General features: G+C 70.7%; 24 protein-coding genes and 1 riboswitch. Of the genes, 11 read left to right on the top strand and 13 right to left on the bottom strand.

Annotation, left to right across the window (positions count from 1 at the left end; all coding sequences use genetic code 11):
* The first annotated feature begins 86 nt into the window (after positions 1–86).
* Positions 87–836 carry a CPBP family intramembrane glutamic endopeptidase gene (locus tag C1N91_RS04040; RefSeq protein ID WP_137766709.1) on the top strand — a complete coding sequence of 250 codons (750 nt, stop codon included), beginning with the start codon at positions 87–89 and terminating at the stop codon, positions 834–836.
* A gap of 82 nt (positions 837–918) precedes the next feature.
* On the opposite strand, the gene C1N91_RS04035 is transcribed toward C1N91_RS04040, so the two are convergent.
* The 3 genes from C1N91_RS04035 to C1N91_RS04025 are packed head-to-tail and all read right to left on the bottom strand — an operon-like array spanning position 919 to position 5,058.
* The gene (locus C1N91_RS04035) at positions 919–3,048 is read right to left on the bottom strand and encodes a dipeptide ABC transporter ATP-binding protein (RefSeq protein WP_137766708.1); all 2,130 of its coding nucleotides are present in this window, start codon (positions 3,046–3,048) and stop codon (positions 919–921) included.
* Entirely contained in the window at positions 3,045–4,073 is a 1,029-nt protein-coding gene (locus C1N91_RS04030; protein ID WP_137766707.1) for an ABC transporter permease, read from the bottom strand. Before C1N91_RS04030 ends, C1N91_RS04035 begins: the two co-directional genes overlap by 4 nt.
* A gap of 1 nt (position 4,074) precedes the next feature.
* A complete protein-coding gene (locus tag C1N91_RS04025; RefSeq protein WP_137766706.1) occupies positions 4,075–5,058 on the bottom strand; it encodes an ABC transporter permease in 984 nt (327 codons plus the stop codon).
* A 144-nt stretch (positions 5,059–5,202) separates the two neighbouring features.
* Between C1N91_RS04025 and C1N91_RS04020 the strand changes: the two genes are divergently transcribed.
* A complete protein-coding gene (locus C1N91_RS04020) occupies positions 5,203–6,882 on the top strand; it encodes an ABC transporter family substrate-binding protein (protein ID WP_137766705.1) in 1,680 nt (559 codons plus the stop codon).
* A 281-nt stretch (positions 6,883–7,163) separates the two neighbouring features.
* Complete coding sequence (locus C1N91_RS04015; protein WP_137766704.1) at positions 7,164–7,709, top strand: PH domain-containing protein; 546 nt, start codon at positions 7,164–7,166, stop codon at positions 7,707–7,709.
* Positions 7,710–7,901: 192 nt separating this feature from the next.
* On the opposite strand, the gene C1N91_RS04010 is transcribed toward C1N91_RS04015, so the two are convergent.
* The 8 genes from C1N91_RS04010 to gcvT all read right to left on the bottom strand — a co-directional run bounded on the left by C1N91_RS04010 (position 7,902) and on the right by gcvT (position 18,779).
* Entirely contained in the window at positions 7,902–8,405 is a 504-nt protein-coding gene (locus C1N91_RS04010) for a PH domain-containing protein (protein ID WP_137766703.1), read from the bottom strand.
* Positions 8,406–8,467: 62 nt separating this feature from the next.
* Positions 8,468–10,210, bottom strand: a complete 1,743-nt coding sequence (locus C1N91_RS04005; protein WP_137766702.1) for a dipeptide ABC transporter ATP-binding protein — start codon at positions 10,208–10,210, stop codon at positions 8,468–8,470.
* Positions 10,207–11,157 (bottom strand): ABC transporter permease, encoded by a 951-nt coding sequence (locus C1N91_RS04000; protein WP_058749296.1) that lies wholly within the window; start codon positions 11,155–11,157, stop codon positions 10,207–10,209. The genes C1N91_RS04005 and C1N91_RS04000 overlap by 4 nt, the downstream gene beginning before the upstream one ends.
* Positions 11,147–12,076, bottom strand: a complete 930-nt coding sequence (locus C1N91_RS03995; RefSeq protein WP_137766701.1) for an ABC transporter permease — start codon at positions 12,074–12,076, stop codon at positions 11,147–11,149. Before C1N91_RS03995 ends, C1N91_RS04000 begins: the two co-directional genes overlap by 11 nt.
* 246 nt (positions 12,077–12,322) lie before the next feature.
* The gene (locus C1N91_RS03990) at positions 12,323–13,951 is read right to left on the bottom strand and encodes a peptide ABC transporter substrate-binding protein (protein WP_137766700.1); all 1,629 of its coding nucleotides are present in this window, start codon (positions 13,949–13,951) and stop codon (positions 12,323–12,325) included.
* A 400-nt stretch (positions 13,952–14,351) separates the two neighbouring features.
* Positions 14,352–17,285, bottom strand: coding sequence for an aminomethyl-transferring glycine dehydrogenase (gene gcvP, locus C1N91_RS03985; protein WP_137766699.1), 2,934 nt, complete (start codon positions 17,283–17,285; stop codon positions 14,352–14,354).
* Positions 17,282–17,659 (bottom strand): glycine cleavage system protein GcvH, encoded by a 378-nt coding sequence (gene gcvH / locus C1N91_RS03980; protein WP_137766698.1) that lies wholly within the window; start codon positions 17,657–17,659, stop codon positions 17,282–17,284. The genes gcvP and gcvH overlap by 4 nt, the downstream gene beginning before the upstream one ends.
* Before the next feature lie 4 nt (positions 17,660–17,663).
* Positions 17,664–18,779, bottom strand: a complete 1,116-nt coding sequence (gene gcvT / locus C1N91_RS03975) for a glycine cleavage system aminomethyltransferase GcvT (RefSeq protein WP_137766697.1) — start codon at positions 18,777–18,779, stop codon at positions 17,664–17,666.
* A gap of 170 nt (positions 18,780–18,949) precedes the next feature.
* Positions 18,950–19,040, bottom strand: a riboswitch (glycine riboswitch).
* A 95-nt stretch (positions 19,041–19,135) separates the two neighbouring features.
* Between gcvT and C1N91_RS03970 the strand changes: the two genes are divergently transcribed.
* From C1N91_RS03970 to C1N91_RS03955, 4 genes are read left to right on the top strand one after another with little or no spacing between them, the layout of a single operon-like run.
* A complete protein-coding gene (locus C1N91_RS03970) occupies positions 19,136–19,525 on the top strand; it encodes a BlaI/MecI/CopY family transcriptional regulator (RefSeq protein WP_137766696.1) in 390 nt (129 codons plus the stop codon).
* A 13-nt stretch (positions 19,526–19,538) separates the two neighbouring features.
* Entirely contained in the window at positions 19,539–20,276 is a 738-nt protein-coding gene (locus C1N91_RS03965; protein ID WP_137766695.1) for a M56 family metallopeptidase, read from the top strand.
* Positions 20,277–20,324: 48 nt separating this feature from the next.
* Positions 20,325–20,807, top strand: a complete 483-nt coding sequence (locus tag C1N91_RS03960; RefSeq protein ID WP_058728205.1) for an FBP domain-containing protein — start codon at positions 20,325–20,327, stop codon at positions 20,805–20,807.
* Positions 20,804–21,058 (top strand): hypothetical protein, encoded by a 255-nt coding sequence (locus C1N91_RS03955; protein ID WP_137766693.1) that lies wholly within the window; start codon positions 20,804–20,806, stop codon positions 21,056–21,058. The genes C1N91_RS03960 and C1N91_RS03955 overlap by 4 nt, the downstream gene beginning before the upstream one ends.
* Positions 21,059–21,171: 113 nt before the next feature.
* On the opposite strand, the gene C1N91_RS03950 is transcribed toward C1N91_RS03955, so the two are convergent.
* Positions 21,172–22,050 carry a LysR substrate-binding domain-containing protein gene (locus tag C1N91_RS03950; protein ID WP_137766692.1) on the bottom strand — a complete coding sequence of 293 codons (879 nt, stop codon included), beginning with the start codon at positions 22,048–22,050 and terminating at the stop codon, positions 21,172–21,174.
* Positions 22,051–22,118: 68 nt separating this feature from the next.
* Here C1N91_RS03950 and C1N91_RS03945 point away from each other — a divergent pair, with 68 nt between their 5' ends.
* The 3 genes from C1N91_RS03945 to C1N91_RS03935 are packed head-to-tail and all read left to right on the top strand — an operon-like array spanning position 22,119 to position 23,359.
* Positions 22,119–22,607, top strand: a complete 489-nt coding sequence (locus C1N91_RS03945; protein ID WP_137766691.1) for a GNAT family N-acetyltransferase — start codon at positions 22,119–22,121, stop codon at positions 22,605–22,607.
* Between the two features lie 24 nt (positions 22,608–22,631).
* Positions 22,632–23,138 (top strand): GNAT family N-acetyltransferase, encoded by a 507-nt coding sequence (locus C1N91_RS03940; protein WP_137766690.1) that lies wholly within the window; start codon positions 22,632–22,634, stop codon positions 23,136–23,138.
* 23 nt (positions 23,139–23,161) lie between these two features.
* Positions 23,162–23,359 carry a hypothetical protein gene (locus tag C1N91_RS03935; RefSeq protein WP_137766689.1) on the top strand — a complete coding sequence of 66 codons (198 nt, stop codon included), beginning with the start codon at positions 23,162–23,164 and terminating at the stop codon, positions 23,357–23,359.
* Positions 23,360–23,514: 155 nt separating this feature from the next.
* Here C1N91_RS03935 and C1N91_RS03930 read toward each other — a convergent pair whose 3' ends face one another.
* Complete coding sequence (locus C1N91_RS03930) at positions 23,515–24,702, bottom strand: MalY/PatB family protein (protein WP_254678338.1); 1,188 nt, start codon at positions 24,700–24,702, stop codon at positions 23,515–23,517.
* Positions 24,703–24,814: 112 nt separating this feature from the next.
* On the opposite strand from C1N91_RS03930, the gene C1N91_RS03925 reads away from it, so the two are divergent.
* Positions 24,815–25,591 carry an isocitrate lyase/PEP mutase family protein gene (locus tag C1N91_RS03925; protein WP_137766687.1) on the top strand — a complete coding sequence of 259 codons (777 nt, stop codon included), beginning with the start codon at positions 24,815–24,817 and terminating at the stop codon, positions 25,589–25,591.
* Positions 25,592–25,598: the final 7 nt, after the last annotated feature.

The raw sequence follows: 25,598 nt of genomic DNA, 5'->3' as shown, positions 1-25,598 counted from the left end.
GCGCCGTGGTGGCACTGCCCGTGGGTGGGCTGGAACGCCCGACACGCCAGTCTACCGGTAGTTCGCAACCCTGAGGAGTACAGCGCATGACGCGACGGCGGACGTGGATCGAGATCACGATCGTCCTCTTGCTCTCGTTGGGCGGCAGCGCGCTGTACTCGGTGCTGCAGATCATCGACGACCTGTCGCAGACGACCCCGCTCGGGCAGCAGTCCACCGCGCTCAACACGTCGACCACGACCGTGCAGTACGTCGACCTCGCGCGGCAGCTCGTCGGCATCGCGGTCGACCTCGCCCCGGTCGCGCTCGTCTGCTACCTCCTCTGGAGCGCCCGCCGCCCCCACCTGCACCGACTCGGGATCGACCGGTTCCGGGTGCGACCGGACCTCGGGGGCGCGGCGCTCATCGCGCTCGGCATCGGCATCCCCGGGCTCGCGCTGTACTTCACGGGCAGGGCGCTCGGCTTCGCCGTGGACGTCGACCCCGCGGCGCTGAACACCTACTGGTGGACCATCCCGGTGCTGCTGCTCTCGGCGGTCCGGTCGGGCCTGCAGGAGGAGGTCATCGTCATCGGGTACCTGTACGAGCGGCTCGGCGGCATCGGGTGGGGTCGCTGGCAGGTGATCCTGTCGACCGCCGTGCTGCGCGGCAGCTACCACCTGTACCAGGGCTTCGGGGCCTTCGTGGGGAACGCGGTGATGGGCATCGTGTTCGGGTGGATCTACACGAGGTGGGGACGGCTGCTCCCCCTCGTGATCACGCACTGCCTGCTCGACGCGGTGGTGTTCGTGGGGTACCCGTTCGTGGCGCAGGCGTTCCCGCAGCTGTTCCGGTGAGTCGCGCACGGTCGTGACGTGAGCGGGTGACGGACGGGAGGCACGGTGCCAGCCGACCCCGCGCCTCCAGTCCGTCGGCTGGTCACGCGACCAGCTGTGGCACCTTCTCCGGGTAGTGGCAGGCCGCGCGGTGGTCGCGCTCCGCGCCGCGGCGCGCCGCCTTCTCGGGCACCTCGTCACGGCAGCGCTGCTGCTCGGACTCGGGCAGCATCGCGTACAGCGGGCAGCGCGAGCGGAACCGGCACCCGGTCGGGCGTTCGGTCGGGCTCGGCGGGTCCCCCGGCAGCAGGATCGTCCGCCGCGACCGCTCCACCACGGGGTCCGGCACCGGCACCGCCGACATGAGCGCCGCCGTGTACGGGTGCATGGGCCGCTCGAAGACCTCGTCGACGGCGCCCTCCTCCACGGTGCGGCCGAGGTACATCACGCTGACGCGGTCCGCGACGTGCCGGATCACCGACAGGTCGTGCGACACGAACAGGTAGGACAGTCCCAGGCGTGCCTTGAGGTCGGCGAGCAGGTTGAGCACCCCGGCCTGGATCGACACATCGAGCGCGGAGACCGGCTCGTCGAGCACGACGAGTTCCGGCTCGGTGGCCAGCGCCCGTGCGATCGAGATGCGCTGCCGCTGTCCACCCGAGAACTCGTGCGGGTAGCGGTCGGCCTCGGCGGCGCGGAGTCCGACGAGTCCGAGGAGCGCCGGCACGCGCTCGGCGATCCGGTCGGACGACGCCCCGATCGCCCGGAGCGGCTCGGCGACGACGTCGTACACCGACATGCGCGGGTCGAGGCTCGCCGCCGGGTCCTGGAACACCATCGAGATGCGCTGCCGCAGCTGCTTCGTGGCGACCACGGGCCGACCGAACAACTCGACGCTGCCCTGCTCCGGTCGGTCCAGGTCCATCAGCTGGTGGAGCGTCGTGGACTTGCCGGATCCGGACTCGCCGACGAGTCCCAGGGTCTCGCCCTTCCGGATGTCGAGGTCGACACCATCGACGGCGAAGACCTCACCGACCTTCCGCTTGAAGAGCGCACCGCGCAGCAGCGGGAAGGTCTTCGTCAGGCCCTCCACCCGGACGACGGCGTCGCGTGCGGCGCGATCGGTCGGCCCGGTCACCGCGGTGCCGGTCTCGGGGATCTCCGGCAGGTGGAAGATCGCGCCCGCATCGGCGTGCGCCGCGGCGACCTCCTCGTACCGGTGGCAGGCGACGGCGTGCGGCACCGAGATGTCGATCGGGTTTTCGCCGGGGACACCCGCCGCGACGTCGATCGCGGCGAGCGGTGGCTCCGAGCCGCGGCAGACCGCCGCGGCGAGTGGGCACCGATCGGCGAACGGGCAGGCGTCGGCGAGCCCGATCAGGGACGGCGGCGAGCCGGGGATCGGCACGAGCGGCCCGCCGCTCGACTCGTCCAGCCGGGGCAGCGCGCCGATCAGGCCGATCGTGTACGGCATCCGCGGCCGGGCGAACAGCTCCTCGGCACTCGCGGTCTCGACGATCCTGCCCGCGTACATCACGGCGATGCGGTCGGCGATGCCGGCGATGACCCCGAGGTCGTGACTGACGAAGACGAGCGCCGCACCGGTCTCCCGCTGCGCGGTCCGGAGCACGTCGATGATCTGTGCCTGGATCGTCACGTCGAGCGCCGTGGTGGGTTCGTCGGCCAGGATCACGTCCGGATCGTTCGCCATCGCCATCGCGATCATCGCGCGCTGCCGCATGCCGCCCGAGAACTCGTGCGGGAAGGCGTCCACCCGCCGGTCGGCCTGCGGGATGCCGACGAGCTTGAGGAGCTCGACCGCGCGCTCGCGGGCCTGCTGCTTGGTGCCGCCGCGGTGCACGAGGACGGTCTCCGCGATCTGGTCGCCGATCGTGTAGACGGGGGTGAAGGCTGACAGCGGGTCCTGGAAGACCATCGCGACCTTCGCGCCGCGGAGCTTGCTCATCTGCTTGTCGCTGCGGCCGACGAGCTCCTGCCCCTCGAGCTCGATCGAGCCCGTGACCTTCGTGGTCTCCGGGAGCAGGCCGAGGATCGCCATGCTCGTCACGGACTTGCCCGAGCCGGACTCCCCGACGATGCCGAGGACCTCACCCCGACGCAGCTCGAGGTCGACGCCGCGGACAGCGTGGACCTCACCACGCGGGGTCGGGAAGCGGACGTCGAGTCCGCGGACGCGCAGGACGGTCTCGGTGGTGGTCGTGGTGGTGCTCATGCGCCGGCCCCTGCCTGCGTGGTGATGGTCGCGGCGTCGACCGCTGCCTGGTCCTGGTCGCGCTTCCGACCGGTCCGCTTCTGCTTCTTGCCCGTCGCGGACGTCGGGTCGAGCGCGTCGCGCAGCCCGTCGCCGAGCAGGTTGGCCGCGAGCGCGAAGACCACGAGGGCGCCGGCCGCGAAGTAGAACAGCCACGGGTACGTGAGCGCGGCGTCCTGGTTCTGCGCGATGAGCGTGCCGAGCGACACGTCCGGCGGCTGCACGCCGAAGCCGAAGTAGCTCAGGCTCGTCTCGGAGAGCACCGCTGCACCGACCTGGATCGTGCCGTCGATGATCAGGAACGACGCCACGTTCGGCAGGATGTGCCGCACGATGATCCGGAACGGTCCGATGCCCATGTACCGCGCCGCGCGCACGAACTCGCGCTCCTTCACCGACAGCGTCATCGAACGGACCACGCGGGCGGTGACCATCCAGCCGAAGGCCGCGATGAGGACGACCAGCACGATCCAGCCGGAGTCCTGGATCCGCGGGCTGATGATCGCGATGATCAGGAACGACGGCAGCACGAGCAGCACGTCGACGAAGAACATCACGATGCGGTCGGTCCAACCGCCGAAGTACCCGGCGGCGGCTCCGGCCAGGGCGGCGAGGGCGGTGGAGAACACCGCGACGAGCAGCCCGATGAGCAGGCTCTTCTGCATCGCACGGGCGGTCTGCGTGAAGACGTCCTGCCCGATGCCGTTCGTGCCGAACCAGTGCGTTCCGCTCGGCGGCTGGGTGAACGCGGTGTAGTCGATCTGCGAGTACCCCCACGGGCTGACGAGCGGACCGATGAAGGCGAACGCGAACAGCACGAGGATGGTCACGAGGCCGACCCCGGCGCCGCGGTTCATGAACACGCGGACGACGGTCTGCACGAAGCGGTTGCGCTGCTTCCGCCCCGGTGCCGGCGTTCCGGGGAGCGGAGTGTCCGCTCGTGCGACGGTCGACCCGTCGACCGGTTCGATGCGGGTGTCGGTCATGTCAGGCCCTCCGGACACGCGGGTCGAGCACGGCGGTCATGGTGTCGGCGAGGAACCCCGCGAGCAGCACCACGACGGCCGCGAACAGGGTGTACGCGGTGACGGAGTTCACGTCGTTGTTCTGCACCGCGTCGATGAACCAGGCACCGAGCCCGTTCCACCCGAAGATCTTCTCCGTGAAGGTCGCACCGGTCAGGATGCCGAGGAACCCGTACGCGAACAGGGTCGTCATCGGGATGAGCGCCGTGCGCAGACCGTGCTTGAACGTCGCACGTCCCTTCGTCAGCCCCTTCGCACGAGCGGTCCGCAGGAAGTCCGAGCCGAGCACGTCGAGCATCGTCGCCCGCTGGTACCGGCTGTAGATGGCGATGAGCCCGAGTGCGATCGAGATCGTCGGCAGGAGCAGGTGCACGCCGCGGTCGAGGAACAGGTCCCACCAGCTGCCGGTCAGCCCCGGCGTCGCCTCGCCGGTGAAGTTGATGAGCTGCGTGCCGGTGTCCTGGTTGAGCTTCGTCGCCCCGATCTTCAGGAACACCGCGGTCAGGAACACCGGTGTCGAGATGAGGAAGATCGAGATGATCGCGCTCACCCGGTCGGACAGCCGGTACTGCCGGATCGCGTTCCAGACACCGAGCAGCACGCCGAGCACGATGCCGATGACGGACCCGACGAGCAGGAGCCGCAGGCTGACGCCCAGGCGCGGCCAGAACGCATCGTTGACGCTCTTGTCCTGGATCGTCTGGCCGAGGTTGCCCTGCACCGCGTCGCCGAGCCAGTGCCCGTACCGGACGATGACCGGCGTCTTGTCGTTCACCCCGATGTGGTCGAGCTTCGCGTCGACCACGGCGGTCGGCGGTGCCGGATTGCGCTCCGCGTAGACGGATCGAGGGCTGAACGTTGCCGACGCCAGGAAGTACGTCAGCGACGTGGCGAGGAACACGAGCACGACGTAGTACACGAGTCGACGCGCCAGGTAGCGGATCATGCGGATCACCTTACGACTCGATTTGTTTCCGGGAGATGACACGCTCGGTCGCCGCACGTAACGAATTGGCGTTTGCAACAGAAGCCCTCGTCTGCCCCCGCCCAGGGGACGTAGGGTGTTGCCAATCTTCACGGGAGGAAGAACATGAAGCACAGGAAAGCCCTGGCGTTGACGGCGGCACTCGCCGGCTTCGCCCTCGTCGCCACCGGATGCTCCAGCGGTGGCTCCGGCGGGTCCGGCGGCTCCGGTGACTCGGGCAAGGAGGCCCTGCCGTCCACTGCCCAGATCAACGAGAAGCCCGTCTCCGACCTGCAGCAGGGGGGCACGCTCCGACTGCCGATCTCGCAGTGGATCTCGCAGTGGAACTACTTCGAGCTCGACGGCACCCTGCAGGACGCCGCGGACATCGAGGCGGCGACGATGCCGCAGACGTTCGTGATCGACTCCGACGGCAAGCCGCAGCTCGACAAGGACACGCTCGAGTCGGCCGAGGTCACCAGCGAGGACCCGCTGACGATCACGTACACCGTGAACCCGAAGGCCGTGTGGAACGACGGCACGCCGATCACCTGGAAGGACTTCGAGGCGCTCTGGAAGGCCAACAACGGCACCGACACGAGCTACCAGATCGGTGACAGCACCGGCTGGAAGGACATCGAGTCGGTGACCCAGGGCACCGACGAACGGCAGGCGGTCGTCAAGTACTCCACGCCGTTCTCGGACTGGAAGTCCCTCTTCAGCCCGCTCTACCCGGCGAGCGTCATCGGGACCCCCGACGGCTTCAACAACGGCTACAAGGACAAGGTCCCGGTGTCCGCTGGTCCGTACAAGGTCTCGAAGCTCGACGAGACCGCCGGCACGGTCACCCTCGTGCCGGACGAGAACTGGTGGGGCGACAAGCCGAAGCTGGACCAGGTGATCTTCCGGAGCCTCGACGGCAACGCCGACATCGACGCCTACCTCAACAAGGAGCTCGACTCGGTCTCCGCCGGCACCTCCGACCGGTACGCCCGGGTCAAGGACGCGAAGGACACGAAGATCTACGCGTCCCAGTCGGCGTCCTACACGCACATCGACTTCTCGTCGCAGGGCACCTTGAAGGACAAGCAGCTCCGACTGGCGCTGCAGCACGCCATCAACCGCGACTCGCTCGCGTCCGTCATCGGCGGCACCCTGCCGTACAAGCTGCCCGTGCTGAACAACCACGTGTTCCTGGCGACCGACAACGGCTACCAGGACAACTCGAGCCCGAACGGCACCTTCGACGTCGAGAAGGCGAAGAAGATCCTGGACGACGACGGCTGGAAGACCGACGGCACCTACCGCAAGAAGGACGGGAAGACCCTCGCGATCTCGATAACCATCCCGTCCGGCGCGACGAGCTCGCAGAAGATCGCGGAGGTCGTGCAGGCGCAGCTCAAGGACGTCGGCGTGAAGCTGTCCATCAAGTCGGTGTCGAGCGACGACTTCTTCCCGCAGTACGTCACCCCGGGGAACTACGACATGACGCTCTTCCTCTGGGGCGGCACCGGGTACCACGCCAGCGGGGCGAGCATCTTCATCACCGGTGACACGGGGCAGAACTACGGCCGCGTCGGTGACGACGCGATCGACAAGTTGGTCAACCAGGCGATCTCGGAGACCGACGCGTCGAAGGCGAACAAGCTCTGGAACCAGGTGGACAAGGACGTGTGGGCCATCGGTCACTCCCTGCCCATCGTGCAGTCGCCGCGAGTCATCGCGCAGAACCCGAAGCTCGCGAACTACGGCGCGCGCTCCGGAGCGATGGCCTACGACTGGACCAAGGTCGGGTTCACGAAGTAGCAGCACGACACCAGGACGGGCCCGGTCGCACCACGCGACCGGGCCCGTCCCGTGTCCGCGCGCCCGTCCGAGCACGCCGGGGCGCTCTCGTTCCTGAAGATCGCGGCCGGGGTGTTGACACCCGAACGGGGTGTGCCGACCATGGACGGACGAGGTCCGCAACGGACCCGCCTCCCCGGGGAACCGGGTCGCCCGGCGGTACGCGCAGGTGTGTCACACCCGCTCCCGGGCGTCCCCGGGGAGGCGCTCTCGACCTGTCCTGCTCGCCTACGATGGCCTGGATGAGCACCGTCGTCGCGCCCCGGATGCGCCTGTTCGCCGTCGTCCTGTGGGCCGTCGCGCTCGTGCTGGTACCCCTCGCGCTGCTGACCGGCGGCAACCCGTGGCTGATCCCCGTCCCGAGCGTCTTCACCGCGTTCCTCGCCTGGGCCATCCTCTGGCGGCCGCGCTTCGAGGTGACCGACGAGGCTCTCACGATCATCGACGTCCGTCGCACCAGCACCTACCCCTGGCGCCGCGTGCAGGAGGTCCGGACGAAGTACGGCATCGAGGTCGTCACGACCGAGGGCGTGCGCCGCACCTGGCTCGCCACGCGGCCGACCGCTGCACTCGGCATCCGTCACGCCGGGGGCGGCGCGACCACGGCTGCGGACGTCCGGCAGGTCGCGGACGTCCTCCGCGCGCACGTCCCGTCGCCCGTGGTGCACGACGGGCCGCCACCGGCGACGGTCCAAGCGGCAATCATCACCCACCGTGTGCACGGCTGGTCCGTCACGGCGATGATCGTGCTCGGCGTCGCCGCGTCGATGGCGGCGGCACAGCTCTAGACCGGCCCCGCCCCGGACGGGAGGCGCGTGGCGGGACCACGCCGAGCCTCCCGACCGATGGGTGCTCGGTCCGGAGGCGCGTGGCGGGACCACGCCGAGCCTCCAGACACACGCGTGTGCGGTCCGGAAGCGCGTGGCGGGACCGCGCCGCGCCTCCTGTCCGCCCCGTCGTGCGGCGGAACCGTCCGTCGGTCAGGTCGCGAGCGCGACCACGGAGACGACCAGCAGGACCGCGGCCGCTGCTCCGGCGACCACTGCCGGGCGGTCCCACTCGCGGCGGACGGCGATGTCGGCGGGGCTCGACGCACGACGCGAGTGCCAGCGGCGACGGATCGTCCGCAGCTCCTCGGGCTCGTGCGGCACGGAGAGCTCCCCGCGGCGGCCCGGACGCGACCCGCGGATCGACGGCCCGCCTCGGCAGGTGACGGTGTTCCCCTCGGCGGTCTGCACGACGATCTGCCAGCGCAGGCGGACGTCGGCGACGGCCGCCCACGGGATGCGGGTCGTGCGCAACGGGTTCACGACCGTGAGGGCGTCGTCGTCGAGCCGGACGACGGGTCGGACCGTGAGCAGCCAGAGCACCCACACGACCGCGACGACCGGACCGACCGCCGACCAGACCACGTCCCAGCTCCCCCGCGCCGCCGCGTCGACGAGCAGGAAGAGTCCCAGGACGGCGACGAGGCCGGACGCCACCGCCCCTCCGCGACCTGCGCGGAGGACGACGGGACGTCCGGCCTCGGAGTGGTGCAGCGGGATCAGCGCCCGAACTCGAACCCGGCACCCGGGATCGCGGCGAGCAGGTCCTTCGTGTACTGCTCCTTCGGGTCGGCGAAGACCTCGTCGGTCGTCGCCTTCTCGACGATCTGCCCCTTCCGCATGACGCACACGTTGTCCGCCACGAGGCGGACGACAGCGAGGTCGTGCGTGATGAAGAGGTACGTCAGGTCCAGCTCGGTCTGCAGCTCGGTGAGCAGGTCGAGGATCTGGCCCTGGACGAGCACGTCGAGCGCGGAGACCGCCTCGTCGAGCACGATGACCTCGGGCTTGAGCGCCAGCGCACGCGCGACGGCGATGCGCTGCCGCTGCCCACCGGACAGCTCGTTCGGGTAGCGGTTCACCATCGACTTCGGCAGCGCGACCTGGTCGAGCAGCTCGAGCACGCGGGCCCGGCGGCTGGCCTTGTCGCCGACCTTGTGCGTGGCGAGGGGCTCGGCGATCGTGTTCCCGACGTTGTACATCGGGTCCAGCGAGCCGTACGGGTCCTGGAACACCGGCTGCACGCGGCGGCGGAAGTCGAACAGGTCCTTGCCCTTGAGCGCGCCGATGTCGATGCCGTCGAACGTCACCGAACCCCCGGTGATCGACTCGAGCTGCAGCACCAGCTTCGCCACGGTCGACTTGCCCGAACCGGACTCGCCGACGAGCGCCGTGGTGGTGCCCTTCGGGATCGCGAACGACACGTCGTCGACGGCCTTCAGCTCGCGCGACTGCAGGTTCTTGCCGCGGAGCTTGTAGACCTTCTGCAGGTTCTTCACGACGATGAGGTCCTGCGCCGGACGGTGCTCGCGCTCCTGGGCGCGGGCGATCAGCTCGTCGTCCTCGCTGCCGGCCTCGGCGATGTCGACCCGCTGGTGCTGCACCTTCGACTGGATGCGACGGCTCGCGAGCGAGGGCGCCGCGGCGACGAGGCGCTGCGTGTACGGGTGCTGCGGGTTCGCCAGGATCTCCTTGGACGGACCCGACTCGACGACCTGGCCCTTGTACATCACGACGAGCTTCTCCGCGCGCTCGGCGGCGAGGCCGAGGTCGTGCGTGATGAACAGGACCGAGGTGCCGAAGTCGCGGGTCAGCGTCTCGAGGTGGTCCAGGATGATCCGCTGCACGGTGACGTCGAGGGCCGAGGTCGGCTCGTCGGCGATGAGCAGCTGCGGGCGGCTCGACAGGCCGATGCCGATGAGCACGCGCTGGCGCATGCCGCCGGAGAACTCGTGCGGGAACTGCTTCAGGCGGGTCGCGGCGTCGCCGAGGCCGGCCTCCTGCAGCACCTCGACCGCGCGGGCGCGGATCGCGTGCTTGCCGGTCGCCATGCCGTTGGCCTTGATCGCCTCTTCCACCTGGAAGCCGATCGACCACAGCGGGTTGAGGTTCGACATCGGGTCCTGCGGGACGTAGCCGATCTCCTTCCCGCGGATGCCGGCCATCTCCTTGTCGGACAGCCCGACGAGCTCGCGCCCGTTGAACTTGATCGACCCGCCGGTGACCTCACCGGTGCCGGCGAGGAGCTTGATGATCGCCTGGGCGCTGGTCGACTTGCCCGAACCGGACTCGCCGACGATCGCCAGGCGCTCGCCCTGCTCGAGGGTGAAGTCGACGCCGCGGACGGCCTGGACCATGCCGCTCTGGGTGCGGAACCCGACCTGCAGGCCCGAGACCTCGAGCAGCGGGGCGCCGGAACCGGCCGGACGACGGGTGGTGGGATCGGTGAGCGTCTCGGTCATCGACGGGCCCTCGCCTTCGGGTCGAGCGCGTCGCGGACCACGTCGCCGAGGAGCAGGAACGCGAGCACGGTGATGGACAGGGCGGCGGACGGCCAGAAGATCGTCGACGGGTTGGTGCGGATCGACGTCTGCGCGGTGCCGATGTCGAGGCCCCAGCTGAGCGCCGACGGCGGCAGACCGATGCCGAGGAACGACAGGGTGGCCTCGGCGACGATGAACGAACCCAGCGACACCGTGGCGATCACGATGACGGGGGCGATCGCGTTCGGGATCACGTGGCGGACGAGCGTGGTGAAGCGGCTGACGCCGAGTGCCGCCGATGCGGTGACGTAGTCGGACTGCTTCGCGCTCAGCACGGCACCGCGCATGATGCGGGCGATCTGTGGCCACGCGAACGCGGCGAGCACGAGCGCCACCGTGAACGCGTTGCGCGCCGGGATGACCGACATGATCACGATCGCGCCGAGGATGGTCGGGATCGAGAAGAAGATGTCGCCGATGCGGGAGACGATCGTGTCGAGCCAGCCGCCGTAGAAGCCGGCGAGGGCACCGATGACGATGCCGACGAGCGACACCAGGATCGTCGCGACCAGGCCGACGATGACCGAGCTGCGCGCGCCCCAGATGACACGGGCGTACACGTCGTAGCCCTGGCGGTTGTACCCGAGCGGGTGGCCCGGACGGGCGCCCTCGTCACTGAAGTCGAGGTTCGCCGCGCGCGGGTCGACGTGCGTGAACAGGCCGGGGAAGATCGCGACGACGAGCACGAGCAGGATCAGGATCGACGAGATCCAGAACGTCGGGCGGACGCGCATGGAGTCCCACGCGTCGGTCCAGGTCGAGCGCGTCTTCTCCGTCTCGTCGACCTGGTCGACCGCCTGGAGCGGCGTCTCCTCGATCGGCGCGACGTAGTGCGTCGCGGAGCGGGGTTCGGCGTTACTTGGCATAGCGGATCCTCGGGTCCAGGACGGCGTAGAGCAGGTCGACCAGGAGGTTGGCGAGCATGAAGATGATGACCATCACGGCGACGAACGAGACGACCGTGGGGCCCTCGCCGAGCTTGACGGCGCGGAACACCGTGCCGCCGACGCCGTTGATGTTGAAGATGCCCTCGGTCACGACCGCGCCGACCATCAGGTTGCCGATGTCGACACCGAGGTAGGTCACCACGGGGATGAGCGAGTTGCGGAAGATGTGCACCCCGACCACGCGACGACGGGGCAGGCCCTTCGCGGTGGCGGTCCGGACGAAGTCGGCGCTCATGTTCTCGGCGACGCTGGCGCGTGTCAGACGGACGATGTACGCGAACGACACGGTCGCGAGCACGATCGCCGGCAGCACGAGCTCCGACCACGGTGCCTGACCCGACACGGTGACGCGGAACAGCCCGAGCTGGATGCCGAAGACGTACTGCAGCAGGAAGCCGACGACGAAGGTCGGCACCGAGATGAGCAGGAGCGAGACGACGAGCGCGGTGGTGTCGAACCACTTGCCCTTCTTGAGGCCCGCGATCACGCCGACGACGATGCCGGCGACGGCCTCGAAGAGCAGCGAGAGGAGCGCGAGGCGCGCGGTGATCGGGAACGCCGACGCGAGCTGCTGCGACACCGGCAGGCCCGAGTAGGTGACCCCGAGGTCGCCCTTGAAGACGCCGCCGATCCAGAGCAGGTACTGGACGAGGAACGGCTTGTCCAGGTTGTACTGCTGCCGGAGCTGCTCGATCACCTGCGGCGACGGCTGGCGATCGCCGAACAGCGCGGCGATCGGGTCGCCGGGCAGCGAGAAGACCATGAAGTAGATGAGGAACGTGGCCCCGAAGAAGACGGGGATGAGTTGCAGGAGGCGCTTGCCGAGGTACCAGAGCATCAGATCGCTCGGTCCTGCGCAGCGGCGCGCGTGTCGTTCTGGTTCATGTCGTGAGGGGTGGACGGCTCGCGGGTCGGCACGGGTGTCCGGTGCGGGCGGCGGCGCCCGCGGTGGTGGGGGTTGTGTTGCCGCCGAGGTACGGGGGCCCGGAGACCGTGTGGTCTCCGGACCCCCGTCCGGTGGCCGCGGAGCAGGATACCTGCTCGCGGTGTGTCCCAGCGGTACTGGACCGCAGTGGGACCGGTGTTACTTGGTGACCTCGATGTCGTAGTACAGCGGAACGGAGTCCCAACCGAACTTGACGTTCTTGACGTTGTCAGCCGACCAGACGCCGGTCACGTTGGAGTACCACAGCGGGATCTCCGGCAGGTCCTTGAACAGGAGTTCCTGGGCCTGGTCGAAGTACTTGTTGCCCTCTTCGACGGTCGCAGCCGAACGGCCCTTGGCGAGCAGGTCGTTGTACTCGGTCGAGTCGTAGCGCGCGTAGTTGCTGGACGAGCCCTCACCCATGGTCGGGCCGAGGAAGTTGTACAGCGACGGGTAGTCGGCCTGCCAACCGGTGCGGCTACCGCCCGTGAGCTTGTCCTGCGTCTGCGTGTCCAGGGCCTCCTGGAACGTCGGCACGGCCTTGCCCTCGGCCTTGATCCCGAGCGTGTTCGAGATCGAGTTGGTGACCGCGGTCACCCATGCCTCGTGGCCACCATCGGCGTTGTACTGGATGGTGAGGGTCTCGTCGTACGGCGAGATCTCGTTGGCCTGCGCCCAGAGCTTCTTGGCCTCGGTCGGGTTGTAGTCGAGGACGTCCGACCCGTCGAGCTTGTCGTTCCAGCCGGAGATCACCGGGGAGGTGAAGTCCTTGGCCGGGGTGCGGGTGCCGTCGAAGATCTTCTCGGTGATCTGCTTGCGGTTCACCGACAGCGACAGGGCCTCGCGACGGAGCTTGCCCTCCTCGCCGCTCCAGTGCTGCAGGTAGTACGGCATGTAGAACGCCTGGAAGATCGCAGCCGGCTGGTTGACGTTCGAGTCCGGGAAGTCCGACTTGTAGGTCTGGAAGGCGCTGTCCGGGATCGCGTCGAGCACGTCGAGGTTGCCGCCCTGCACGTCCGCGTAGGCGGTGTCCTGCGAGGTGTAGAACGTGATCGTCAGACCACCGTTCTTCGGCTTGCGCTTGCCGGCGTAGTCCTCGTTGGTGACGAGCTTGATCGACTGGTTGTGCGTCCACGCACCCTTGCCGTCGAGCTTGTACGGGCCGTTGCCGATCGGGTTCTCACCGAAGGCCTTGGTGTCCTTGTAGAACTCCGAGGGGAGCGGCATGAAGGCCGAGTAGCCGAGCGACAGCGGGAAGTCCGACTGCGCCGACTTCAGCGTCACGGTGAACTCGTCGTCGCTGACGACCTTGAGGCCGGTGAGCTCCGAGTCCGCGTCGGCGTTGTAGCCCTCGATGTTCTCGAAGAAGTAGCTCGCGCCCTGCGCGTTCGACTTCTGGGCGGCCCAGTTCCACGCCTTGGTGAACGACTCGGCCGTGACCTTCTCGCCGTTGGTGAAGGTGTAGCCGGTGTTGAGCTTGATGTCGTAGGTCTTGGAGTCATCGGTGTCGATGCTCTTCGCGACCTCGTCGACCGGCTTGCCGTCGGCGTCGTACGAGACGAGACCCTCGAAGATCGACGTGATGATCTTGCCGCCACCGGTCTCGGTGGAGTTCGAGGGGATGAGCGGGTTCTGGGGCTCGGAGCCGTTCGTGGTGACGATCCCGGACGCGTTCGTCGAGCCCGAGTCACCGCCGTTGCCGCTTCCGTTGCTGGAGCAGCCGGTCAGGGCGATTGCTGTGGCCCCGAGCACGGCGAGGGCAGAGAGCCCAGCGCGCTTCTTGATCAAGGTTCCTCCTGGTGCATGGGACACGCCAGGCACAGAGGTGCTGCCGGGCGTGTTTGTCCTTGCACTGTAGGCAGTGCTCCGACCGCCCACCAAACCCTGCGGCCATCGGTTACAAACCGGAAACCAAGTTGCAGGATCGTTGCGGGAGGATGCAAGATTCGGGCGCTACGATCGGGCCGGAGCGGGTTTGTTGCTTCTGCAACGAAGTTGTTGCACGAGCGCACACCGATGGGCTAGTCGAGCAGCACTCGCGGGGACGTGGAGCGCTCCCGTGTCCCGCTGCTCGTCACGGGTCGGGACCCCGTGCACGCACGTGTGCCCTGCCCGGGGCTCCGGACAGGGCACACGCTACGCGCTCAGCGCTCGCATCGCCGCCGTGTGACACGAACGGCGAGTCGGATCAGGCGAACGCCTCGATCGGCGGGCACGCGCAGACCAGGTTGCGGTCGCCGTACGCCTGGTCGATGCGGCGCACCGGCGGCCAGTACTTCCGGGTGCTGATGCCGGGCACGGGGTAGACGGCCTGCTCACGCGTGTAGGCGTGCTCCCACTCGCCGGAGATCACGGAGGCAGCCGTGTGCGGGGCGTGCACGAGCGGGTTGTCGTCCGCCGGCCACTCCCCCCGCTCGACGGCCGCGGCCTCGGCCCGGATGGCGAGCATGGCGTCGACGAACCGGTCGAGCTCGGCGAGGTCCTCGCTCTCGGTCGGTTCGACCATCAGTGTGCCTGCGACCGGGAACGACATGGTCGGCGCGTGGAAGCCGTAGTCGACCAGGCGCTTCGCGACGTCGTCCACGGTGATGCCGGAGGACTCGCGCAGGGGCCGGAGGTCGAGGATGCACTCGTGGGCGACCAGGCCGGACTCCCCGGTGTAGAGGACCGGGAACGCCTCGCGGAGCCGTGCAGCGACGTAGTTCGCCCCGAGCACGGCCGCCTCGGTCGCACGGGTCAGCCCCTCGAGCCCCATCATCCGCACGTAGGTCCACGTGATCGGCAGGATGCTCGGGCTGCCGTACGGCGCTGCGCTGACCGGGCCGCCCGCGTGGGCGAGCCGACCGTCGGCGTCGTCCGATGCGACCGCCGACGACCCGGGCCGCCGGTCCGCCTGCTGCGCCATCGGGTGCGCGGGCAGGAAGGGCGCGAGGTGCGCCTTCGCCGCGACCGGCCCGACGCCGGGGCCACCACCGCCGTGCGGGATGCAGAAGGTCTTGTGCAGGTTGAGGTGCGAGACGTCGCCGCCGAAGTCGCCGAAGCGGGCGTGCCCGAGCAGCGCGTTGAGGTTCGCGCCGTCGACGTACACCTGGCCGCCGGCCTCGTGCACCGCTTCGCAGACGTCGCGGACGTCGTGCTCGTAGACGCCGTGGGTCGACGGGTACGTGATCATCAGCGCGGCGAGGGTGTCCGCGTGCTGGGCCGTCTTCGCGCGGAGGTCGGCGAGGTCGACGTTGCCGTCCTCGTCGCAGGCCACGACGACGACCTTCATGCCCGCGAGCACGGCCGACGCGGCGTTCGTGCCGTGCGCGCTCGACGGGATGAGGCACACCGTGCGGTCGACGTCACCGCGGGACCGGTGGTAGCCACGGATCGCGAGGAGCCCCGCGAGCTCACCCTGGCTGCCGGCGTTCGGCTGCAGCGACACCGTGTCGTACCCGGTGACCTCGGCCAGCCACGACTCGAGGTCGCCGATCATGTCGAGGTACCCCTCGACGTCCTCGCGCGGGGCGAACGGGTGCACGTTCGCGAACTCCGGCCAGGTCACCGCCGCCATCTCGGTCGCCGCGTTGAGCTTCATCGTGCAGCTGCCGAGCGGGATCATGCCGCGGTCGAGCGCGTAGTCCTTGTCCGCCAGGTGCTTGAGGTACCGCATCATGCGGGTCTCGCTGCGGTGCGCGCTGAACACGGGGTGCGACAGGTACTCGCTGCTGCGCAGCAGGTCGGACGGGAGGCCCGTGGCCGCGTCGCGCACGGCGCCCTCGGTCGCCGGGACGGTCACGTCCACAGCCCCGAACACGCCGGCGAGCGCCGTCACGTCCTCCGGCGTGGTCGTCTCGTCCACCGACAGCTGCAGGGTGTCGGCGTCGACCAGGTGGAGCAGGCGGTCTGCGTCGCGCGCCGCGTCGACGATCTCCGCCGCACGGCCGGGAGCCCGGAGCGTGAGCGTGTCGAACCAGTGCTCGTGCACCACCTCGAGCCCCGCCGCGCGGGCGATGTCGGCGAGCGCCGAGGTCGTCCGGCCCACCCGGTCAGCGATGAAGCGCAGTCCCTCGGGGCCGTGGTAGACGGCGTACATCGACGCCATCACGGCGAGCAGGACCTGCGCGGTGCAGATGTTGCTCGTCGCCTTCTCACGACGGATGTGCTGTTCGCGGGTCTGCAGGCTCAGGCGGTAGGCCATCTGTCCGTCGGCGTCGAACGAAACACCGACCAACCGGCCCGGCAGCTGGCGCTCGAGGCCGGCGCGGACCGCGAGGTACCCGGCGTGCGGACCGCCGAAGCCGAGCGGGACGCCGAAGCGCTGGCTCGTGCCCACGGCGACGTCGGCGCCGAGGTCGCCCGGGCTCGCCAGCAGCGTCATCGCGAGCAGGTCGGCAGCGACCACGGCGATGCCGCCGCCGGCGTGCACGCGCTCGATCGTCGCGGACGGGTCGACCACGCGTCCGGAGGCACCGGGGTACTGCAGGATCACGCCGAAGGCGCCGTCGAGGTCGGCGTCGCTCGGCCCGTCGACCGCGTCGAACTCCCGCAGCGTGATGCCCACGGCGTCGGCGCGGTGGTCGAGGAGCGCCCGGGTCTGCGGCAGCAGGTCGGCGTCCACGAGGAACGCGTCGCCCTTGACCTTCGACGCACGACGGGCGAGGAGCATGCCCTCGACCACGGCCGTACCCTCGTCGAGCATCGATGCGCCCGCGGTGGCCATGCCGGTCAGGTCGGACACCATCGTCTGGAAGTTGATGAGCGCCTCGAGTCGACCCTGCGAGATCTCCGGCTGGTAGGGGGTGTACGCCGTGTACCAGCTCGGGTTCTCGAGCACGTTCCGCTGGATCACCGCGGGTGTGTGCGTGCCGTGGTAGCCCAGGCCGATCATGGCGCGGCGGACGGTGTTCCGCCCGGCCTTCGCGCGGAGCTCGGCGAGGGCCTCGGTCTCCCCGACCGCCGCCGGGATCACCGAGTCGGTGACCGGAGCGGCGTGGATCGACTCCGGGATCGCCGCGCGGACGAGCGCGTCGAGGGACGGCTGGCCGACGGCGTCGAGCATGACCTGCTGGTCGGCGCTCGTCGTGCCGATGTGCCGGTCGGCGAAGGACGTCTGGAGGTTCTGCTGCGCGACGCTCATGCGAGGGACGCCCGGTAGGTGTCGTGGTCCATCAGGTCCTCGGGGAACGAGGTGCCGTCGACCTTGAGCTTCACGAGCCAGCCGGCGCCGAACGGGTCCTGGTTCACGGTGTCGGGTGCATCGACCACGGCGTCGTTGATCGCGACGACCTCGCCCTCGATCGGGGCGAAGAGCTCGCCGACGCTCTTGGTCGACTCGATCTCGCCCATCTGCTCGCCGGCGGTCGTGGTGGTGCCGACGGCGGGCAGCTCGACGTAGACGACGTCCCCGAGCTGCTCGGCGGCGTGGTCGGTGATGCCGACGGTCACGGTGTCGCCCTCGACGAGGATCCACTCGTGGTCGGCGGTGTACTGCAGTGCGGTCTGGTCGGTCACGGGATCAGCCTCTCGGAGTGCGGCGGTAGAAGGGGAACGGGGTGACGGTGCTGGGGACGGCGGTGCCGCGGACGTCGATGTGGAGGACCTGGCCCCCGTCGGTCGCCGCGGCGAGCGCCGACGGGTCGACGAACGCCATCGCCACCGGGTGGCCGAGCGTCGGCGACAGCGCACCGGACGTCACGGTGCCCACGACGGCGCCGTCGAGCACGACGTCGTAGCCGGCACGCGGGGCACGACGACCCTCGGTGACGAGTCCGACGAGCACGCGGGCGTCGGGGGCCGGCTGCACACCGGCGTCCCCGACGAACGAGCCCGAGGTCGCGACGACCCGACCGAGCCCGGCCTGGGCGGGACGGACGTCGGTGGAGAGCTCGTGCCCGTAGAGCGGCATGCCGGCCTCGAGGCGCAGGGTGTCCCGCGCAGCGAGCCCGGCGGGGACGACACCGCGGTCGGCACCGGTCTCGAGCAGGGCGTCCCAGATCGACGACGCGACCTCGGTGCCGCTGTAGATCTCGAAGCCGTCCTCGCCGGTGTACCCGGTGCGGGCGACCAGGACCTCGGCGCCGTCGAACAGCGCGTGCAGGACGCGGTAGTAGCGGAGCTCGTCGAGCGGCGTCTCCGGCTGCAGGCGGTCGGCCACGACCAGGGCGTCGAGCGTGCCCGCCGCGGCCGGACCCTGGATCGCCACGAGTGCCGTCGTGTCCGAGTCGTCGGTCACCTCGACGTCGTACCCGGCGCTGCGGTCCTGCAGCGCCGACACCGCGACGGACCGGTTGGCGGCGTTCGCCACGACCAGGAAGACGTCCTCGCCGGTGCGGTACACGACGAGGTCGTCGAGGATCCCACCGTCCTCGGCGAGGAGCAGCGAGTACTTGGCACGGCCGACCGGCATCGCGCCGAACGACCCGGCGAGCGCGTGGTCGAGGAACGGCACCGCACCCGGGCCGACGACCCCGACCTCGGCCATGTGCGACAGGTCGAACACGCCGGCGGCCTGGCGCACGGCGTGGTGCTCGGCGAGGTCGGACGAGTACCGCACGGGCATCCGGTACCCGGCGAAGTCGGTGAAGGTGGCGCCCGCAGCCTCGTGCGCGGGTTCGAGTGGGGAGGAACGCATGACGGAGTTCTCCTGGCATCGGCAGGACCCGACGGCCGTCGTCGGGTGGGAACTCCCCCTCTGTCATGGGCCTGAGAGTTTCACCGCGGCCCGTGAGGTCCGGCGGCTTTCACCGTGGGCGAGACACCGCGCGGGCCCGGCGGGGACGCGTGTCTGCTTTTCAGAGTGGCCTGTCCGCTGCGGTGTGGGACCTGAGAGATTGACGGGGAGGTTGCTCCTTCGGTGCCGTGCGCGTGCGCTCGGCTCTCCCGCGGCGGGTGTGCGGCCGGTGTTGAGTTGTGCAGGCCCGAGCATACCGACCCCGCGTTTCGGGCATGTGTCGCGGCACCGTCTTCGACGTCTCGTAGAATGCGGGGATGGCAGGACAGCGATCGCGCCCCCGTGGGCAGCTCGAGCAGGCGGTCCTCGAGACCCTGCGCGCCGCGGCCGACCGCGGGATCGTGGACGGGTGCACGGCCCGCCAGGTGCTGGACGCCTTCCCCGAACCCCGTCCTGCGCTGACGACGGTGCTGACCGTGCTCGACCGGCTCGGCCGCAAGGGCCAGGTCGAACGGCAGGAGCACGACGACGCCCCGCTGACCTTCCGCGCCGTGCACAGCCGCGAGCAGCAGACCGCGTCGCTGATGTCGAGCGCGCTCGCCGCCGCGTCGGACCGCGAGGCCGCCCTGCTGCAGTTCACCGGCTCGCTCGCGTCCGACGACCTCGACGTCCTGCGCCGCGCCCTCGACGCCCGAGCCCAGTCCTGAGAGAGGCCGCTGCGTGGTCGTCGCCGGAGTCGTCCTCATCGCACTCGCCCTCGTCGTCGTGGTGGTCGCCCCGCGCGTCCTGACCCGGTCCGCGTGGACGATCGACCACCCGCGCACCGCGCTCGTGTCCTGGTCCGTCGCGGTCCTGCTCGGCGTGGTCGGCTTCGTCGTCGGCACCACCCTGGTGGTCGTCGCGGACCGGCCCCTCACGGACCCGTTCGGACTCGGCGAGTCCCCGAGGCACGGCTTCGACATCGGCGTCGCGCTGCTCGCCGTGCTCGCCTTCGTGGTCGCCGTGCGGGTCCGTCCCGGCCCCGAGCACGAGGCCGTGCGCGAGGCGATGCGCTCCGGTACGGCACCACACCGGCAGATCGACGGCACGACCGTCGCCCTGGTCGAGGCGGACCACGCGCTCGCCTGCGCGGTCCCCGGGCGGTCCGGCGGGGTGCTCGTCAGCACCGGGCTGGCGGACCTGCTGCGGACCGACGAACTGGAGGCCGTGGTCGCCCACGAGCGCGCCCACCTGACCCAGCGCCACGCGGTGGCCGTCGCGGTCGCCGAGTCGATCGAGCGTGCGGTCCCGTGGGTGCCGGGCGCGCGCGCCATGGCGCGGTCGACGCGCGTGCTCGTCGAGTTCGCGGCCGACGACGCGGCGGCCCGACGCGTGGGACGCGACGCCCTGCGGCGGGCGGTGCTCGTGGCGGACGGGACGAGCGCGCTCGGGGCGGTGCGTGCCTCCCGGCTGGGCTGAACCCACCGGACGCGTCTGTCGGCGGCGAGGCATAGGCTTGCGGGCACCGTGAAGCCACTGACCGAAGCAGACATCCGTTCGTCGTTCGTGAACGCCACCCCGGACGAGCTCGAGCAGCTCCCGATCCCGGGGTTGCACGAGATGCTGTGGGACGAACGCGAGTTCCTGGGCTGGCGCGACCCCCAGGCCGCCCGCCGCGGCTACATCGTTTCGTGGATCGACGACCGCCCGGTGGGCATCGTCGTCCGCTCCGCCGGTGGGTCCCTGCGCCCGGGCATCGCCGCGATGTGCTCGTTCTGCCACTCGCCGCAGCCGGCGACGCAGGTCCGGTTGTTCTCGGCCGCGCGCGCCGGTGAGTCCGGTCGCAACGGCAACACCATCGGCTCGTACATCTGCGAGGACCTCGGCTGCTCGATGCTCATCCGCACCGCGCCGCCGCACCTCAACCCGCCGGCGACGATCGCCATGCGCGGCGAGGCGCTGCTGCAGCGCGTGCGGAACTTCACCGAGGACGTCTCGAAGACCGCGTGAGCCGCTTCGACACCGCTCGTTGGGCCGTCGTCGAGGAGTCGGGCGACGGCCGGTGGCGGCTCAGCATCCGGGACGAGGCCGACGACGAGGTCGGGGCATTCGGCCTCGGGGTCGAGGGCGTGTGGGACCCGGATGTCGAGCCGCACGTGGCGTTCGTGCTCGTGCAGCTCGGGCTGACCCTGCGCGGAGCCCGGCCGTGGCACGAGGACGAGCTCGGCGACCAGCGGGCCCCGGTGCTGCCCCTGGACTGAGCGGCGCTGCTGCGGAGCCCGGTGTCGAACCACGGATCCGACATCGAACCGACCGCGCGCCCTGGTTCGATGTCGGATCCCTGGTTCGATCCGCGGCGGTGCGGGCGCGGGGCTCAGGGCTCGGTGGCGGCGATGAAGTTCCGGAGTATCTCGCGGTCGTCGTCGGCCCGGACCGCCCACACGAGCTCACTGCGGGCGGGGTCGTCCTGCAGGGGCAGCAGCACCACCGTGTCGGGCGCCGCGAGGGTCGCGCTCTCCGGGGCGACCGTGACGCCGAGCCCCGCTCCGACCAGGTGCAGCACGGTGGCCCACGTCGTGGCCTCCTGCACGATCTCGGGCCGACGGCCGTCGACGACCACGGGAGCGAGGTTGCGTTCGGTCGCGACCGCACCGGCGACCGCCGGGAAGAACACGAACGGGTCGTCGACCAGTTCGGTGCCGCGGATCGACGTCCGCTCCGCGAGCCGGTGCCCGCGCGGGACCGCCGCGACGAACCGCTCCCTCCGAAACGGCAGGAAGCGCACGGCGGGGTCCGGGTCGGGATCGCGCAGGGCCGCCAGGTCGAGCTCGCCCCGGGCGATGCGGGCGAGGAGCGACGACGAGTAGCCCTCCGTCAACTCGACGCGGACGAGCGGGTACCGCTGCCGGAAGGCCTGGACGCGCTCGATCGGACCGAGGGGCAGCGCCGAGACGACGAACCCGACGTCGAGTCGCCCCGCCTCACCGCGTCCGACCCGCACGACCTCGTCCAGGTCACGCGCTGCCTGGTCGAGCAGCGACCGGGCCCGCCCCTGCAGCACCCGACCGGCCGCGGTCAGGGCGACGCTCCGCGAGGTCCGGACGAACAGGTCCACGCCGAGGTCCCGCTCGGTCCGTCGGATCTGCTGCGAGAGCGCGGGCTGGGCGATGCGCAGTCGCTCGGCGGCCCGCCCGAAGTGCAACTCGTCGGCGACGGCGAGGAACGCCCGCAGCTGCCGGAGGTCGACATCCATGCACGCAGCTTATCGATCCGCACGAACGAGTATTGGACGCGATCGGATCCCCGTTCGAAGATGGGTCCATGCCCGAGACGACCCCGACACTCACGATCGCCGAACTCGCCACCGCCGCCGACGCCGCCGCCTTCCGCACCCTCAACGAGGCGTGGATCGAGCGGTACTTCACGCTCGAGGACGAGGACCGCGCGATCCTCGGCGACCCGACCGGCCGGATCGTCGAACCCGGCGGCGCGGTGTTCGTCGCGCGGCTCGACGACGAGGTCATCGGCTGCATCGGGATCATGCCGGTCGGCGAGCGCGTGTTCGAGCTCGTCAAGATGGCGGTCTCGCCGGCGCACCAGGGGCACGGCACCGGCCGGAAGCTCATCGCCGCCGCACTCGACCGCGCCCGGGCCCTCGGCGCGCAGCGGGTCGCACTCGAGAGCAACAGCGCCCTGGCGAGCGCGGTGCACCTGTACGAGGCGTTCGGCTTCCGCCACCTGGAGCACGACGAGGTCGCGCCGAGCCCGTACGTCCGCGCCGACGTCCACATGGTGCTCGACCTGGTGTGACCACGAGGCGGTAGCGTCGCGCTCGTGCACATCCGCCCGCGCAGCGACGACGATCTGCAGCAGCTGGCCGAGGTGCTGCGGCGCACGCACGACCAGGACGGCTACCCGGCACACTGGCCGGGCGATCCCGCATCGTGGCTCACACCGCCCGGACACCTGGGCGCCTGGACGGCGTGGTCGTCCGATGCCGGCGTCGTCGGGCACGTCGGGCTCGCCGCCCCCGACGCCGTCGCGCCACCGCTCGTCACCCGGCTCGTCGTCCACCCGGACCACCGCGGGCGCGGGATCGCCGACGCGCTGCTCGCGACCGCTGAATCGGCCGCCGCAGCCGCTGCAGCCGCTGCCGGAGCGAGCGCTGACGCCGTCGGAGGTGCGCCCTCCCTCCGGCTCGACGTGACCGAGGAGACCCCCGGCGCGTGGCGGCTCTACGAGCGGCGTGGGTGGCGGCTGACCCACCGCTCCCCCGCGGACTGGGCGAAGCCGGACGGAACGGTGCCGACGATGCGGTGGTACGAGAAGCACCTGGTGTGACCGCAGCCCGGTACGCTCGCGGCATGGCGAGGTACGAGGTGCAGGCCGTCCGTGAGCGCGGCGTCTGGCAGGTGTTCATCGAGGGGACCCCCATCACCGAGGTGCTGCGGTGGTCGTCGGTCGGCCCGGTCGCACGGGAGTTCCTCGCGATGGACCGGGACGACGACCTGCGCATCCGCGTCGTCGGCCGCAACCAGTACGTCGACGTCCCGTCCGACTGACGCCGGCGCCGCGACCAGCTCGTGCGCTCGCTGGTGCGAGACTCGGGCTGACCGACGCTCCTCGTGTCCGCGGGGCCGAGACGGGTCGCTGAGCGCGAGCTTCGCAGCACGCGGCCGGCCGCGCGTCTCCAGGCCGACAGCCCGTCACCCGCCGCTCACGCGACGTGCCAGACCAACCCCTCCTGCGCACTCGACGGGTAGGCCGCCGCGATGCGGTGCACCGCCTCGCGCAGGGTCTCCGGCGAGCACGCCAGGTTGAGCCGCGCGAAGCCACGGCCCTGCGCGCCGAACCCCAGCCCGGAGTTGAGCGCGACGTAGGCGTGCTCGCGCAGCGGCACCGCCGGGTCGTCCCCCAGGCCGATCCCCCGGAAGTCGAGCCACGCCAGGTAGCCGGCTCGCGGCCGCGTGTAGACGACACCCGGCAGGTGCTCGGCGAGCAACGAGCCGAGCAACCGCTCGTTCGCGACGATCCGGGCGACGACGTCGTCGAGCCAGTCCGTGGCGAGCGTGAACGCCGCGAGGTTCGCGTGCAGCCCGAGGATGCTCGTCCGGCAGGCCACTTCCTCCCACAGGGTGTCGAGGAGCGCCTCGGTCCGGTCGTCCCCCGCCACGATCACCGAGCACTTCACCCCCGCGAGGTTCCACCCCTTGCTCGCACTCGTCACGCAGACGCTGCGGGCACCGGCGGCCTCGGCGACCATCGCGAACGGGGTGAAGCGGACGCCGGGGTGCGTGAGCGGCGCGTGGATCTCGTCGCTGATGACGAGCACGTCGTACCGGGCGGCGAGTCCGGCGAGCGCGAGCAGGTCGGCCCGGTCGTGCACGAGCCCCATCGGGTTGTGCGGGTTGCAGAGCAGGAAGACGCGCACGCCGCCGGCGAAGGCGCGCTCGAGCCCGTCGAGGTCGAGCCGGTAGACGCCCCACTGCTCGGCGAGCGGGACCTCCTCTACCTGACATCGCGCCTCCTCCACGAGCTCGAAGAACGGCGGGTACACCGGCGGGGTGATCGCGACGCGTCCGCCGTCCGGCAGCGCGAGCCGCAGCGACTCGACGATCCCCACGCTGACGTCGGTCGCGAGGTGCACCCGCGCCGGGTCGACGGCCCAGCCCCACCGGTCGCGCGCGAACTGCGCGAACGCCGGTGCGAGCGGCCCGGGGCCGTCGAGGTACCCGAGGTCGGACTGCTGCACCCGCTCGACCAGCGCCTGCCGGATCGCCGGAGCGACGTCGTGGTCCATCTCGGCGACGAACAGGGGCAGCACGTCGGGCGCGTAGCGCGTCCACTTGATGCTCGTGCGGACCCCGCGGAGCGTGCCGACCGGGTCCTGTTCGTCGTCAGCCATGCGTCCCAGCATGCATCGACCGGGAGGCGCGGGGCGAGTCCAGACGTCATCCCACGTCGTCTGCCGGTCCGGTCCCGGTCGCGCCACACGTCCGCCGCATAGGTTCGGCACCATGAGCACGAGCACCGCCGACAAGGCGACCACCCTCAAGCAGCTGCACGAAGCCCCCGAGATCCTGCGCGTCGTGAACGTCTGGGACGCGATCAGCGCGAAGGTCGTCAGCGACCTGCCGGAGACGAAGGCCATCGCGACGGCCGGGCACTCCATCGCCGCGAGCCACGGCTACGACGACGGCGGGATGCCGCTCGACGTCGCCCTCGCGGGCGCCGCGACCGTCGCCGCCGCCACGGACCTGCCCGTCACGGCAGACCTGGACGACGGGTACGAGGACCCGGCTGAGACGATCCGCCGCGCGATCGCCGCCGGGATCGTCGGCGCCAACGTCGAGGACCGGCTCCGGCCGTTCGACGAGGCCGTGGCCCGCGTCGCCGCGATCACCGCCGCCGTCGAGGCCGAGGGCGTCGACTTCCAGCTCAACGCCCGCACGGACGCGATCGCCCGTGGCGGGGACCGCCCGATCGACGAGAGCATCGAGGACGCCATCGCCCGCGGGAAGGCGTTCCTCGACGTCGGAGCGCCGCTCGTCTTCGTGCCGGGCGCGATCCAGCGCGACGTGGTCGAGCGACTCGTCGACGGGCTCGGCCGCGGCAGGCTCTCGGTGATCGGCCTGCCCGGCGCACTGACCGCCGCCGAGTACCAGGAGCTCGGCGTCGCGCGCATCTCCTACGGCCCGCTGACGCAGCGCGTGGCGCTGCGGGCGCTGCGCGACCTGGCGACCGACCTGTACGGCGACGGCGTCGTGCCGGAGGACACCCCCGCCCTCAACTGAACCGCGT

Origin of the sequence: Curtobacterium sp. SGAir0471, assembly GCF_005490985.1 — a bacterium.
Classification (GTDB): domain Bacteria; phylum Actinomycetota; class Actinomycetes; order Actinomycetales; family Microbacteriaceae; genus Curtobacterium.
Note: the sequence above shows the minus strand (reverse complement) of the source record. Positions and strands in the feature narration are given on the sequence as shown.